The following is a 14,202-nucleotide window of genomic DNA, read 5'->3' on the forward strand; positions in this document are numbered from 1 at the left end:
CCGCGCCGGCCGGCCCCCGGCGGTCAGCCGCCGTACCCGCGCGCCAGGAACACCGCGGGCAGCGGGATGAAGGGCACGATGTGGGCCTGCCACATCACCCAACGCCGCACCGCCCGCACCTCCTCGGCCGCCGGCAGGCTGCCGTCGGCGCGCAGCGCCTTGCGCCAGGCCAGGAAGCGCAGGGTCGGCCGGATCGACATCAGGCCGACGGTCGCGAACAGGCCGACCTTGGTCCACAGCAGCCAGTTGCCGCCGTACCAGGCGGCGCCCTTGGCGCCCAGGAAGATGCGCGCCAGCCCGGTGGCCAGCACGGCGAGCGCGGCGATGCCGTAGATGCGGTCCACGGTCACCAGCCGCTCGACCACGGTGGCGTTGAACCATTCGGGACGGCACAGCGCCGTCTCGCTGGTCAGGAACACCACCAGGGCCAGGAAGGCCGAGATGTGCAGGTAGGCGAGCAGGGCTTCGAGGGTCATGGTGGGGTCGGGGCGCCTTCGCGCCAGAAGTCGGGCCGGCTGAAATGCTGCTTGAGGAACTCGATCCACAGCCGCACCCGCACCGGCAGGTGCTTGCGCTGCGGGAAAACGGCGTAGATGCCGTTGGGCGGGGCGGCGTAGTCGGCCAGCACCTCGACCAGCCGGCCGGCCTGCAGGTCCTCCTCGACCTCCCAGGTGCTGCGCCAGGCGATGCCCCAGCCGCGCAGGCACCAGTCGTGCAGCACCTGGCCGTCGGAGCAGTCGAGCGGGCCGCCGGGACGGAAGTGGACGACCTCGCGGCCGTCGCCCTTGGGCACTGTGAATGCCCAGCCGCGCACTTGCGAAGCCTCGCTCGACAGCAGCAGGCAGTGGAAGCGCGCCAGGTCGCTGGGCTGCTGCGGCGTGCCGTGGCGCGCCAGGTAGCCGGGGGTGGCGACGCACAGGCGCCGGTTGTCGGCCATGCGCACGCTCACCAGCGAGGAGTCGGGCAGGTCGCCCACCCGCACGGCGCAGTCGTAGCCCTCGCCCGCCAGGTCGACCACCCGGTCGCTGAGGTTGAGCGAGATGGTCACGTCCTGGTGCAGTTCGCGAAAGCGCGGCACCAGCGGCGCCACGTGGCGGCGGCCGAAGCCGGCCGGCGCGGTGATGCGCAGGTGGCCGCTGGCCTTGACGCCGCCCGCGCTGACGCTGGCCTCGGCGTTGGCCAGATCGGCCAGCAGGCGCTGGCAATCCTCAAGGAAGGCGCTGCCCTCATGCGTCAACGTCAGGCGCCGGGTGGTGCGCACCAGCAGCTTGACGCCCAGCCGTTCCTCCAGCCCGTCGAGCCGCCGGCCCATGATGGCCGGCGCCACGCCCTCGGCCTTGGCGGCGGCCGTCAGGCTGCCGCGGGTGGCGACCGAGACGAAGGACTCGAGTTGCTTGAGCTTGTCCATCCCCGTCCATTATGGGCGGATTAGCTGCGCTCAGGTCATGAATCAAATCACTTGTCGGGCTCTAAACCTTCGGCGCAGGTTGGAATAAATTCGACGCATGGTCGCGCGGCTGCCCGCGGGCCGTCCCCTTGCCACCCCACGACAGGAGAGTTTTGTCCATGAACGCCCGCACGTCCGCCCACCGCCTGCAGGTCGCCACCGAGCTGCACCGCTTCATCGAGGACCAGGTGCTGCCGGGCACCGGCGTCGATGCCGCCGCGTTCTGGCAGGGCTTCGATGCGCTGGTGCACGACCTGGCGCCGAAGAACCAGGCGCTGCTGGCCGAGCGCGACCGGCTGCAGGCCGAGCTGGACCAATGGCACCGGGCGCACCCGGGCCCGGTGCAGGACGTCCAGGCCTACCGCGCCTTCCTCGAGCAGATCGGCTACCTGGTGCCGCAGCCGGCCGGCGTGCAGGCCAGCACCGCCAACGTCGATGCCGAGCTGGCGCTGCAGGCCGGCCCGCAATTGGTGGTGCCGATCCTGAACGCGCGCTACGCGTTGAATGCCGCCAACGCCCGCTGGGGTTCACTCTACGACGCGCTGTACGGCACCGACGCCATTCCCGAGAGCGGCGGCGCCGAGAAGGGCCCGGGCTACAACGAGGTGCGCGGCGCCCGGGTGATCGACTACGCGCGCGGCGTGCTGGACCAGGCCGCGCCGCTGGCCCAGGGCTCGCACCGCGACGCCACCGGCTATCGCGTCGAGGGCGGCGCGCTGGTGGTCGCACTGAAGGGCGGCGCCAGCACCGGGCTGAAGGATGCCGCCCAGTTCGCCGGCTACCAGGGCGAAGCCGGCTCGCCCTCCTCCGTGCTGCTCAAGCACCACGGCATCCACCTGGACATCCTGATCGACCGCAGCACGCCGATCGGCCGCGGCGACGCCGCCGGCATCACCGACGTGGTGCTGGAGGCGGCGCTGTCCACCATCCTGGACCTGGAGGACTCGGTCGCCGTCGTCGATGCGCAGGACAAGGTGCTGGCCTACCGCAACTGGCTGGGCATCCTCAAGGGCGACCTGACCGAGCAGGTGAGCAAGGGCGGACGCACCTTCACCCGCGGCCTGAACGCCGACCGCGTGTACACCGCGCCGGACGGCCGCGGCACGGTGGCGCTGCACGGCCGCTCGCTGCTGTTCGTGCGCAACGTCGGCCACCTGATGACGAACCCCGCCATCCTGTGGGGCGACGGCCAGGAGATCCCGGAGGGCATCCTCGATGCGGTGGTGACCACGGCGATTGCCGTGCACGACCTCAAGGGCCACGGCGTCAACGGGATCCGCAACTCGCGCACCGGCTCGGTCTACATCGTCAAGCCCAAGATGCACGGACCGCGCGAAGTGGCGTTCGCCAGCGAACTGTTCGGCCGGGTCGAGCAACTGCTCGGGCTGCCCGCCAACACCGTCAAGCTGGGCATCATGGACGAGGAGCGCCGCACCAGCGTCAACCTGCAGGCCTGCATCGCCGAGGCGTCGGCGCGCGTGGCCTTCATCAACACGGGCTTCCTCGATCGCACCGGCGACGAGATGCACACCGCCATGCTGGCCGGCCCGATGTTCCGCAAGGGCGACATGAAGTCGAGCGCCTGGATCCAGGCCTACGAGAAGAACAACGTGCTGGTGGGATTGGCCTGCGGCCTGCGCGGCCGGGCCCAGATCGGCAAGGGCATGTGGGCCATGCCGGACCTGATGGCCGCCATGCTGGAGCAGAAGGTCGGCCACCCCAAGGCCGGCGCCAACACCGCCTGGGTGCCCTCGCCCACCGCCGCCACGCTGCACGCCCTGCACTACCACCAGGTCGACGTCGCTGCGGTGCAGCGCGAGCTGGAAAAGATCGACGCCGCCGGCGAGCGCGAGGCCCTGCTGGCTGGACTGCTGCAGGTGCCGGTGGCACCGGAAGCGAAATGGACGGCCGAAGAGCGCCAGCAGGAGCTGGACAACAACGTGCAGGGCATCCTGGGCTACGTGGTGCGCTGGATCGACCAGGGCGTGGGCTGCTCCAAGGTGCCCGACATCCACAACGTCGGCCTGATGGAAGACCGCGCCACCCTGCGCATCTCCAGCCAGCACATCGCCAACTGGCTGCTGCACGGCGTGGTCAGCGAGCAGCAGGTGCGCGAGACCTTCCAGCGCATGGCCGCCGTGGTCGACCAGCAGAACGCCGGCGACCCGCTGTACCTGCCGATGGCCGGCAACTGGGACACCTCGTACGCCTACCGCGCCGCGCTCGACCTCGTGTTCAAGGGCAAGGAGCAGCCCTCCGGCTACACCGAGCCGCTGCTGCATGCCTGGCGGCTGAAGGTGAAAGCCAGTCGTTGAAGAATCGCTACGCGATTCTTCAACGGGTACCTCGATCAGTGTGAAGAGGCCCGGCAAAGCCGGATCCTCTTCACAGGAAAGACCGCGCTGCATGCTATTCCGCGCGGTCCGCTAGCGGCGCAGGAGCGCCGCCATCTTCACGGCCGCATCAAATCGCCAGGTACTGGTGGCGCAACTCGGCGTTGTCGATCACGTCGCGCGCGGTGCCGTCGAACACCACCTCGCCCATGTCCAGGATCACCGCCCGGTTGGCCAGGTGCAGCGCCGCGATCGCGTTCTGCTCGACGATGATGGTGGTCAGCCCCAGCGCCTTGATCTCCTGCAGGATCTTCTCGATCTCCTGCACGATCACCGGCGCCAGCCCCTCGTAGGGCTCGTCCAGCAGCAGCAGCTTGACCTCGCGCGCCAGCGCGCGCGCCACGGCCAGCATTTGCTGCTCGCCGCCGGACAGGGTCACGGCTTCCTGCCGGCGCCGCTCGGCCAGGCGCGGGAAGTGGCTGTAGATGCGCTCGAGCGACCAGCCGCGCGGCGGCTCGATCCGGGCCAGCTGCAGGTTCTCCTCCACCGTCAGCCCGCCGATGATGCGGCGGTCCTCCGGCACCAGCCCGACGCCCAGGCGAGCCGCCTGCCAGGCCGCCAGCGGGTGCAGCGCCTGGCCGGCCAGCCAGACCTCGCCGCTGCGCAGCTGCGGGTCGGCCAGCCGGGCGATGGTGCGCAGGGTCGAGGTCTTGCCGGCGCCGTTGCGCCCCAGCAGGGCCACGATCTCGCCCTCGTGGACGTCGAAACCGACGCCCTGCACCACGTAGCTCTGCCCGTAGAAGGCGTGCAGGTTGCGGCAGGAGAAGAAGGCCGGCGGCGAAACCGCGGCGGCCGCCGCCTCGCGCTCGGGGGTGGTGACCGCGTTCACAGGTGGGCGCCTCCCAGGTAAGCCTGCTTGACCCGCTCGTCGCCCTTGATGGCCAGCGGATCACCTTCGGCGATGACGGTGCCCTGCGCCATCACGCTGATGCGCCGGGCCAGCGAGAACACCACGTGCATGTCGTGCTCGATGATGACCTTGGTGACCTTGCCGTGGCCCACGCGCTGCAGCAGGTCGATGGTGTTGTTGGTGTCGGCGCGCGACATGCCTGCGGTCGGCTCGTCCATCAGCAGCAGGCGCGGCTCCTGCACCAGGCACATGGCCAGTTCCAGCCGGCGCTTGTCGCCGCGCGACAGGTTGCCGGCAACCGCGCGGCGCTTGCCAACCAGGCCGACGTCCTCGAGCGCCGCTTCGGCCCGCTCCAGCACCTCGGCCTGGGTGTCTGCGCGCGGCCAGGCGTTGAAGGCGAAGGCGCCGTCGCGCCGCGCCAGCGCCGGGATCACCACGTTCTCCAGCACGCTCAGGTCGCCGAAGATCTCGGGCGTCTGGAACACGCGCGCCACGCCGGTCTGGTTGATCTCGTGCGGCGCCAGCCCGACCAGCGACTTGCCGTCGAAGGTGACCGAGCCGCTGTCGGGCGCGAGGCGGCCGACGAAGCAGTTGAGCAGCGTGGACTTGCCGGCGCCGTTGGGTCCGATGATGGCGTGCACGCTGCCTTCCTCGACCGCGAGGTTGACGTCGTTCAGCGCCTTCAGCCCGGCGAAGCTCTTGCTCACGCCCTTGACGTGGAGGATGGCCACGGCTTGCCTCCTAGGCGGCGCCGCGCGCGTGCTGCGCGGCCGGGTTGCGGGAGCCGGCGGCGGCCGGGTTTGGCTGCGGCGCAGCGCCGTGCGCGGGACCGGCGGGGGCCGCCGCGGCGGCCTGCGCGCCATCGCTGCGCCGGCGGCGCAGCAGCCGGCCGACGCGCTCGATGCCTTCCATGATGCCGCCGGGCAGGAAGACCACCACGATCATGAACAGCACGCCCAGCGTCAGCTGCCAGCCCTCGCCGACGAACAGGCCGAGCAGGCCGACCACCGCGTTCTCCACCGGATCGGGCAGGAACGAGAACAGGTGGTGCAGGGTCTGGGCGTTGAAGGCCGAGAAGATGTTCTCGAAGTACTTGATCACCGCCGCGCCCAGCACCGGGCCCAGCATCGTGCCGACCCCGCCCAGGATGGTCATCAGCACCACTTCGCCGGAGGCGGTCCACTGCATGCGCTCGGCGCCGGCCAGCGGATCGGTCACCGCCAGCAGCGAGCCGGCCAGCCCGGCGTAGACGCCGGAGATCACGAATGCGGCCAGCGCGTAGGGGCGCGAGTGCACGCCCGTGAAGTTGAGCCGGTTCTGGTTGGACCGGATGGCCCGCAGCATGGTGCCGAACGGCGAGCGGCTGATGCGCAGGGCCACCCAGAAGGCGGCGATCAGCAGCACGGCGCAGAAGTAGAAGCCGCTGTAGCCGCTCATCGGGATGCCGAACAGGTGGGTGGAGGGAATGACCGGGCTGGCCCCGTGCAGCCAGGTGTCGATCAGCCGCGGATCGGTGCGCGCCATCTGCAGCCCGGTCTCGCCGTTGGTCACCGGCGTGAGCACCGAGTAGGCGAGGTTGTAGGACATCTGGGCGAACGCCAGGGTGAGGATGGCGAAGTAGATGCCCGAGCGGCGCAGGCTCACGTAGCCGATCACCAGCGCGAACAGGCCGGCCACCACCATGCCGCACAGCACCGCCGGCAGCACGTTCACCGTCAGCAGCTTGAAGCACCAGACGGCGGTGTACGAGCCCACGCCCAGGAAGGCCGCGTGGCCGAACGACAGATAGCCGGTCAGCCCGAACAGGATGTTGAAGCCGATGGCGAAGATGCCGTAGATCGCGAAGCGCTGCAGCAGGTCGGGGTAGCCGGCGCCCAGCGGCGCCGCCCACAGCGGCAGCGCCAGCACGGCGGCGGCGAAGCCGGCCACCAGCAGCAGGTCGTTGCGGCGGTTGCTTGTCATGATCAGGTTTCCATCAGGCCCTTGCGGCCCAGCAGCCCGCGCGGGCGCACCAGCAGGATCGCCACCGCGACCAGGTAGATGATCACCTGGTCGATGCCGGGCACCAGCGCCTTGACCTCGTTCATCGAGGCGAACGACTGCAGGATGCCGAGCAAGAAACCGGCCAGCACCGCCCCGCCGAGCGAGCCCATGCCGCCGACCACCACCACCACGAAGGACAGCACCAGGAATTCCATGCCCATGTGGTAGTCGGGCGCCAGGATCGGCGTGTACATGGCGCCGGCCACGCCGGCCACCACCACCGCGATGCCGAACACCACCGTGAAGCGGCGCTGGATGTTGATGCCGAACAGGCCCACGGTTTCGCGGTCGCGCATGCCGGCGCGCACCACCATGCCAAAGGTGGTGAAGCGCAGGAAGGCGAACACCGCGCCGATCACCCCCAGCGAGAACAGGAAGTACACCAGCCGCCACCACGGGTACGTGATCGAGCCGCCCAGCCCGAACCAGGCGCCGATGTCGGCGCTGCCGGTCAGCGCGTCGGGCGTGGGCACCGGGATCGGGTTGGCGCCGAAGTACGCCTTGACCAGCTCCTGCAGCACGATGGCCAGGCCGAAGGTCACCAGGATCTGGTCGGCGTGCGGACGGCGGTAGAAATGCCGGATCAGCCCGCGCTCGAAGGCGATGCCCAGCACCAGCATCACGGGAATCGCCAGCAGCACCGACAGCGGCACCGCGTAGTCGATCACCCGGGCGCCGGCCTCGCCGAACCACAGCGTCAGGTAGGGCACCTCCTTGTACGAGTCGAAGAAGGTCACGGAGGTGTCCTTGACCATCTTCGAGATCGTCAACAGCTTGTGCAGCACCACCGCACAGAAGCCGCCCAGCATGAACAGCGCCCCGTGGGCGAAGTTCACCACCCCCAGCGTGCCGAAGATCAGCGTCAGGCCCAGGGCGATGAGCGCGTAGGCCCCGCCCTTGTCCAGGCCGTTGAGCAGTTGCAGCAGGAGGGCGTCCATCGCCGGGGCTCCCCTGCGGTCAGACCTTGTACGGGCCGAGCTCGCCGCCGCCCATCTTGGGGTCGTAGTCGATCTGGGCGCGCGGCACCACCTTGACCACCTCCAGCAGGCCGAAGCGGCTCTTGGGCTTCTCGGCCCCGCGCATCACCAGCACGTCATGCATGCACTGGTGGTCGCCGGCGCGGTACTCGGTCGGGCCGTTGCCCAGGCCGTCGAACTTGAAGCCTTCCAGCGCCTTGATCACCTCCGGCGGGTAGAAGGTGCCGGCCTTTTCCACCGCGTTGGCGTACAGCAGCGTCTGCACGTAGGCCGTGTGGGCGGCCTGCGAGGGCGGCTCGCCGTACTCCTGGCCGAACGACTTGGTAAACACCTTGGTCGCCTCGTTCTCCAGGGTCCAGTGCCAGTTGGCCGTGCCCAGGATGCCCTTGACCGCCTCGCCGGCGCCTTGCGCCATCAGGCGCGAGTACAGCGGCACCACGATCTCGAAGTTCTTGCCGCCCACCTGCTTGTCGCGCAGGCCGAACTGCACCGCCTGGCGCAGCGAGTTCACCATGTCCTTGCCGTAGTGGTTCAGGATCAGCACGTCGGCGCCGGAGTTGAGCACCGGCGTGATGTACTGCGAGAAGTCGCCCGATCCCAGCGGGGTGCGCACCGCGTTGACGGTCTTCCAGCCCAGCTTCTCGGTGGCGTTCTTGAGCGACTCTTCCTGGCTCCAGCCCCAGTTGTAGTCGGCCGTCAGGTGGTAGGCCTTGCGCTCCTTGCCCATCTCCTGGGCGAGCACCGGCGCCAGCGCCTGGCCCGACATGTAGGCGTTGAAGAAGTGCCGGAAGCCGTAGCGGCGCCGGTCCTTCATGGTGGTGTCGTTGGCGTGGGACAGGCCGACCATGAAGATCACCCCCATCTCCTGCGCCAGCGCCTGCGCGGCGACCGCGACCGCCGAGGACGAGCCGCCGGTGAACATGACCACGCCGTCCTTCTCGATCATGCGCTTGGCCGAGGCGCGCGCCGCGTCGGCCTTGGTCTGGGTGTCGCCGGTGACGTAGGCGACCTTCTTGCCCAGGATGCCGTTGCCCTTGAGCGAGGACGGCTTGAAGGTCTTCATCATGCCGCCATCGCCCTCGCCGTTGAGGTGCTTGACGGCCAGCTTGTAGGCCTTGAGCTCGTCGTTGCCTTCGTCGGCGTAGGGGCCGCTCTGGGGCACGTTGAAGCCCAGGGTCACGGTCTTGGCGTTCCCCGGGTTGTTGCGGAACTCCTGCGCCCAGGCATTGCGCATGAAGAACGTGGGCGCCGCGATGCCGGCCCCCACCGCGCCCATGCCCTTGAGTACGTTGCGTCGAACCTTGTCTTCCATGGTGGACCTCGTCGATCGGGTTGGAGGGAAACGAATGCGCCGCCCGATGAAAGCTGCGCGGCACCGGCGAAACATCTCACGCGCTTGTCAACGATTCAATAAACGATTGACGACAAAGGACTTTCTCGTAAATATCCGTTGTCATACCGGGCTGGCGCGGTGAAGGATTGACAGCCTTGCCGGCGCTCTTGCGGGTTTTCACGGAGGCCTTTGCCATGGCACGCACCCTGATCGGCCAGCGCATCCGCGACCAGCGCCGCGCCCAGGGCGTGACCCAGGCCGCGCTGGCCCAGCGCGTGGGCATCTCGCCGTCCTACCTGAACCTGATCGAGAGCGACCGCCGCAACATCGCCGGGGCGCTGCTGCACCGCATCGCGCAGGCGCTCGGCCGGCCGCTGGAGGAGTTCGACGGCGCCGCCGAGCGGCGCCTGCTGGACGAGCTGGCGGAAGTCGCGGCCGACCCGCTGCTGTCGTCGCTGCGGCTCGATGCGCCTTCGGCGGCCGAGCTGGTGGCGCGCCAGCCGCACTGGGGCCGCGCGGTGGTCGCGCTGCACCGCGCCGGCATCGCGCAGCGGCAGGTGGTGGCCGCCCTGTCCGATCGCCTGAGCCAGGACCCGTTCGTGGCCGAGGCGGTGCATGCGCTGCTCACGCGCCTGACGTCGATCCGCTCGGCCTCGGAGATCCTGGAGGGCGCGCCGCCGCTCGAGGCGGCACAGCAGCGCCGCTTCGTGTCCATCGTGGCGCAGGACAGCCGGCGGCTGTCGGAGGTGGCGCAGGCGCTGGCCGCCTTCCTCGGCCGCGACCTCGCCGCGCGTCCACCGAGCACGCCGGCGGCCGAGGTCGACGACTACCTGTTCGATCGGGGCAACCATTTCCCGCAGCTGGAAGTGGCCGCGCAGGCGCTGGCGGCCGACCTGGGCGGGGCGGCGCCGGACACGCCGGCGCTGGAGCACTGGCTGCGCGAGCGCCAGGCCATGCCGGACGTTCCCACCCTGGCCAGCCCGGCCAGCCGCCGGTTCGCGCTGGCGCGCGCCGCCTGCGAACTCGCCTGCGCTGCCGCGGTGGACGCGGAACTGGCGCAGGCGCAAGGCGTGCTCGCCACCGCGGCCGCTCAGCAGCGCGCGCGCCGCGCCCTGTTCGGCTACGCCGCCGCAGCCCTCCTCATGCCATACGAGGACTTCCACGCCGCCGCGGTGGCGGGCCGCTACGACGTTGAGCTGCTGGCGCGTCGCTTCGGCACCAGCTTCGAGCAGGTGGGCCATCGCCTGGCCAGCCTGCGCCGGCCCGCCGCCGAGGGCATCCCGTTCGGCTTCATGCGCACCGACCCCTCCGGCCACGTCAGCAAGCGCCTGCCGCTGCCGCGCCTGCCGCTGCCGCGCTGGGGCGATGCCTGTCCGCTGTGGGCGGTGCACGCCGCCTTCCGCACGCCCGGCAGCGTGGTGCGGCAGCTGGCCGAATTCCCCGGCGGCGACCGCTACCTGATGGTGGCGCGCACGGTGGAGAAGGACGGCGCCGGCTTCGGCGCGCCGCAGCGCCTGCTGTCGGTCATGCTGTTCTGCGACGCGCTGCATGCCGACCGCACCGTCTATGGCGACGGCCTGGACCTGTCGCCGCAGGCGCCGGCCACCCCGGTGGGCCAGGCCTGCCGCGTCTGCGTGCGGCGCGGCTGCGACTGGCGCCAGGAAGAGCCCCTCTTCGATGCGGGCATCTCCTGAGGCTGGCGCAGCGCCCCGTCGCTAGACTGGTGCGCTCCACCACGCGGACGGGCAGCCATGGCGGCAAGCGTTCTGATCGCCGAGGACGAGGCGAACATCTCCGAATCGCTGAGCTTCATCCTCAGCCGCGAAGGCCACTCGGTGTCCACCGTCGCCGACGGCGAGGCCGCCCTGCAGCAGCTGCGCCGCGCCCTGCCCGACCTGCTGATCCTCGACGTGATGCTGCCCGGGCGCAACGGCTTCGAGGTGCTCAAGGCGATCAAGGCCGATGCGCGCCTGCAGGCGCTGCCGGTGATCGTGCTGACCGCCAGGACCCAGCAGCGCGACCGCGAGCTGGCCGAATCGATCGGCGCCTCGGCCTTCCTCACCAAGCCGTTCGCCAACCGCGACCTGGTCGAGCAGGTGCGGCGGCTCACCGCGTGAAGCCGGTCGAGCGCCTGTCGCGCCAGCGCCTGCGCAGCGCCGCGGTGGTGCTGCCGTTCCTGGGTGCCTTCCTGCTGCTGCCGCCGTTCCTGCCGCTGTTCACCGCCCGGGTGCAGGTGCTGGGCATCCCGCTGATCGTGGTCTACCTCTTCGGCACCTGGGCCGCCCTGATCGCGCTGGCCTGGGCCCTGGCGCAGCGCATCGGCGGCGAGCCCGAGCCGCCCGCCGGGTAAGGCCGGCGTCCGCACCGCAGGCCCGCGCCATGCTGTCGGCCAACCTGGTCCTCGCCGCGGCGCTGCTGTACGTCGCGGCGCTGTTCGGCATCGCCTTCCTGGGCGACAGCCATGCCCGCCAGGGGCGCCTGGGCTGGCTGCAGTCGCCGGTCACCTACACGCTGTCGATCTCGGTCTACTGCACCTCCTGGACCTTCTACGGCGCGGTCGGCTCGGCCGCGCGCAGCGGGCTGGAGTACGTGACGATCTACCTCGGCCCGACGCTGGTGTTCATCGGCTGGTGGCTGTTCCTGCGCAAGCTGGTGCGCATCGGCCAGCGCCACCGCATCACCTCGATCGCTGACATGCTGTCCTCGCGCTATGGCAAGAGCGCCGGGCTGGCCGCGCTGGTCACGGTGATCGTGGTGGCCGCCTCCACCCCCTACATCGCGCTGCAGCTCAAGGCCGTCACCACCAGCTTCCAGGTGGTCAGCGGCTCCGGGCCGGCGGCGCTGTCGGGCTTCTACAGCGCCCGGCCCAATTTCCAGCTGGCGTTCTGGATCGCCGCCGGCATGGCGCTGTTCACCATCCTCTTCGGCACCCGCAACATCGACGCCAGCGAGCGGCACCCCGGCGTGGTGGCTGCGATCGCCACCGAGGCGGTGGTCAAGCTGGTGGCCATGCTGGCCGTCGGCCTGCTGGTGGTGTTCGGCATCGGCGCCGGGCCGGCCGACCTGTTTGCCCGCATGCCGCCCGACATGCTGCACGCCCAGGAGGCGTTCGGCCCGCGCTGGGTGACGCTGTGCTTCCTGTCGGCCACCGCGGTGATCTGCCTGCCGCGCCAGTTCCAGGTGACGGTGGTGGAGATCGGCGACGAGCGCCACCTGCGCACCGCCGCCTGGCTGTTCCCGCTGTACCTGTTCCTGATCAGCCTGTTCATCCTGCCGATCGCCGGCGCCGGCCTGGCCTTCCTGCCGCGCGGCGCCAACCCCGACATGTTCATGCTGACGCTGCCGATGTGGGCCGGGCGGCAGGAGGTCGCCATGCTGGCCTTCCTGGGCGGCTTCTCGGCGGCGACCTCGATGGTGATCGTGGCGGCGATCGCACTCTCCACCATGGTGTCCAACCACATCATCCTGCCGCTGGCGCTGCGGCTGCCGTGGGTGGCGCTCAACGCCAGCGGCGACGTGCGCCGCCTGCTGCTGCGCAGCCGCCGCGTGAGCATCTGCCTGATCCTGCTGCTGGCCTTCGCCTACTTCCGGCTGAGCGCCCGCTTCAATCCGCTGGCGTCGATCGGCCTGACCGCCTTCGCCGGGGCCGCACAACTGCTGCCGTGCCTGGTCGGCGGCTTGTTCTGGCGCCATGCCACCGCACGCGGCGCCGTCGCCGGCCTGGCGGTGGGCGCGGCGATGTGGGCCTATACGCTGCTGCTGCCGAGCTTCCAGGGCGCCTGGCTGCTGTCGCCGGCCGACATCGCCGAAGGCCCGTTCGGGCTGCCCTGGCTGCGGCCGCAGCAGCTGTTCGGCATGCAGGGGGTGGACCCGCTGGTGCACTCGGTGTTCTGGAGCCTGACCTTCAACACCGCCGTCTTCGTCGGCGTCTCGCTGCTGCGCGAGCCGCGCCCGCTGGAGCACCTGCAGGCCACGCTGTTCGTCGACGTGTTCCGCCAGGGCAGCGCCGACACCTCGCGCTTCGTCAGCCGCTCGGCCGACACCTACGACCTGAACGTGCTGGCGCAGCGGCTGATCGGCGTCGACGAAGCGCGCCGCCTGTTCGCCGCCGGCGGCCACGGCGCCAACCCGGCGCCGGGCGACCCGGCCGCGGGCGACGTGCTGATCACCGAGCTGGAGCGCAAGCTGGCCGGCAGCGTCGGCGCGGCCACCGCGCGTGCCATGGTGTCGCAGGTGGTCACCGGCGAGACCATCAGCCTGGCCGGGCTGGTGCAGATCGCCGACGAGACCCAGCGCGTGCGCGACTACAGCCGGCGGCTCGAAACGCAGTCGCGGGAACTGGCCGCCACCGCGCAGGAACTGCGTCAGGCCAACGAGCGGCTCAAGGCGCTGGACAGCCAGAAGGACGACTTCCTCAGCCAGGTCAGCCACGAGGTGCGCACGCCCATGACCTCGATCCGCTCGTTCTCCGAGATCCTGCTGCAGGCACCGGAGCTGGAGCGCGCCCAGTCCGAGCGCTTCCTGCGCATCATCCACGACGAGAGCATCCGCATGACGCGCCTGCTCGACGACATCCTGGAGCTGAGCGTGCTGGAGCGCGGCCACAGCACCTGGTCGCTGCGCCCCATCGACCCCGACCTGGCGCTGGACAACGCGGTGAACATCTGCCGCGGCCTGTCCGGCGCGGCCCGGCTCGAGGTGGTGCGCACGCAGCGCGACAAGGGCGCCTGCGTGATGGCCGACCCGGACCGGCTGAGCCAGGTCTTCATCAACCTGATCTCCAATGCGATCCGCCACAACACCGACCCGCGGCCGCACGTGCGCATCGCCAGCGCGCTGGCCGACGGCCGCTACGAACTGACGGTGCAGGACAACGGCCCCGGCATCGCGCCCGAGGTGCAGCAGCGGCTGTTCGCCCGCTTCTCGCGCGGCGGCGCCGCCCGCCTGCCGGGCATGCAGGGCGCCGGGCTGGGCCTGGCGATCAGCTGGCAGATCGTGCGCCGTCTCGGCGGCACGCTGGAGCTGGTGCCGGGCTCCGGACCGGGCGCCTGCTTCCGCCTGCGGCTGCAGCGCATCGACCCGCCTGCCGGGGCTGCACCGGCACCGGCCGCGCCGAGGGGCGCCCCGGCCGGATGACCGCCGGGCCGCCGGTGTTCAGT

General features: G+C 70.7%; 12 protein-coding genes. 5 read left to right on the forward strand and 7 right to left on the reverse strand.

Going from position 1 to position 14,202, the window contains the following annotated elements; genetic code table 11:
- Nucleotides 1-23: 23 nt before the first annotated feature.
- Together PE066_RS10190 and PE066_RS10195 are read right to left on the reverse strand one after the other, a co-directional pair.
- Nucleotides 24-476: a DUF2214 family protein gene (locus PE066_RS10190; protein ID WP_271236422.1), complete on the reverse strand. Its 453-nt coding sequence runs from the start codon at nucleotides 474-476 to the stop codon at nucleotides 24-26.
- Nucleotides 473-1,408: a LysR family transcriptional regulator gene (locus PE066_RS10195; RefSeq protein ID WP_271236423.1), complete on the reverse strand. Its 936-nt coding sequence runs from the start codon at nucleotides 1,406-1,408 to the stop codon at nucleotides 473-475. Before PE066_RS10195 ends, PE066_RS10190 begins: the two co-directional genes overlap by 4 nt.
- Before the next feature lie 158 nt (nucleotides 1,409-1,566).
- On the opposite strand from PE066_RS10195, the gene PE066_RS10200 reads away from it, so the two are divergent.
- A complete protein-coding gene (locus tag PE066_RS10200; RefSeq protein ID WP_271236424.1) occupies nucleotides 1,567-3,762 on the forward strand; it encodes a malate synthase G in 2,196 nt (731 codons plus the stop codon).
- 148 nt (nucleotides 3,763-3,910) lie between these two features.
- Here PE066_RS10200 and PE066_RS10205 read toward each other — a convergent pair whose 3' ends face one another.
- From PE066_RS10205 to PE066_RS10225, 5 genes are read right to left on the reverse strand one after another with little or no spacing between them, the layout of a single operon-like run.
- Nucleotides 3,911-4,669, reverse strand: coding sequence for an ABC transporter ATP-binding protein (locus PE066_RS10205; RefSeq protein WP_271236425.1), 759 nt, complete (start codon nucleotides 4,667-4,669; stop codon nucleotides 3,911-3,913).
- Nucleotides 4,666-5,421: an ABC transporter ATP-binding protein gene (locus tag PE066_RS10210; RefSeq protein WP_271236426.1), complete on the reverse strand. Its 756-nt coding sequence runs from the start codon at nucleotides 5,419-5,421 to the stop codon at nucleotides 4,666-4,668. The genes PE066_RS10205 and PE066_RS10210 overlap by 4 nt, the downstream gene beginning before the upstream one ends.
- 10 nt (nucleotides 5,422-5,431) lie before the next feature.
- Nucleotides 5,432-6,652 (reverse strand): branched-chain amino acid ABC transporter permease, encoded by a 1,221-nt coding sequence (locus PE066_RS10215; RefSeq protein WP_271236427.1) that lies wholly within the window; start codon nucleotides 6,650-6,652, stop codon nucleotides 5,432-5,434.
- Nucleotides 6,653-6,654: 2 nt separating this feature from the next.
- Complete coding sequence (locus PE066_RS10220) at nucleotides 6,655-7,671, reverse strand: branched-chain amino acid ABC transporter permease (protein WP_271236428.1); 1,017 nt, start codon at nucleotides 7,669-7,671, stop codon at nucleotides 6,655-6,657.
- Nucleotides 7,672-7,690: 19 nt separating this feature from the next.
- The gene (locus PE066_RS10225; protein WP_271236429.1) at nucleotides 7,691-9,022 is read right to left on the reverse strand and encodes a substrate-binding protein; all 1,332 of its coding nucleotides are present in this window, start codon (nucleotides 9,020-9,022) and stop codon (nucleotides 7,691-7,693) included.
- Between the two features lie 215 nt (nucleotides 9,023-9,237).
- On the opposite strand from PE066_RS10225, the gene PE066_RS10230 reads away from it, so the two are divergent.
- From PE066_RS10230 to PE066_RS10245, 4 genes are read left to right on the forward strand one after another with little or no spacing between them, the layout of a single operon-like run.
- Nucleotides 9,238-10,737, forward strand: a complete 1,500-nt coding sequence (locus PE066_RS10230) for a helix-turn-helix domain-containing protein (protein WP_271236430.1) — start codon at nucleotides 9,238-9,240, stop codon at nucleotides 10,735-10,737.
- A gap of 57 nt (nucleotides 10,738-10,794) precedes the next feature.
- Nucleotides 10,795-11,160, forward strand: coding sequence for a response regulator transcription factor (locus PE066_RS10235; RefSeq protein ID WP_271236431.1), 366 nt, complete (start codon nucleotides 10,795-10,797; stop codon nucleotides 11,158-11,160).
- Complete coding sequence (locus PE066_RS10240; protein WP_271236432.1) at nucleotides 11,157-11,393, forward strand: hypothetical protein; 237 nt, start codon at nucleotides 11,157-11,159, stop codon at nucleotides 11,391-11,393. The genes PE066_RS10235 and PE066_RS10240 overlap by 4 nt, the downstream gene beginning before the upstream one ends.
- Before the next feature lie 29 nt (nucleotides 11,394-11,422).
- Nucleotides 11,423-14,179 carry a sensor histidine kinase gene (locus tag PE066_RS10245; protein ID WP_271236433.1) on the forward strand — a complete coding sequence of 919 codons (2,757 nt, stop codon included), beginning with the start codon at nucleotides 11,423-11,425 and terminating at the stop codon, nucleotides 14,177-14,179.
- Nucleotides 14,180-14,202: the final 23 nt, after the last annotated feature.

This window comes from Ramlibacter tataouinensis, assembly GCF_027941915.1.
Lineage (GTDB): Bacteria > Pseudomonadota > Gammaproteobacteria > Burkholderiales > Burkholderiaceae_C > Ramlibacter > Ramlibacter tataouinensis_C.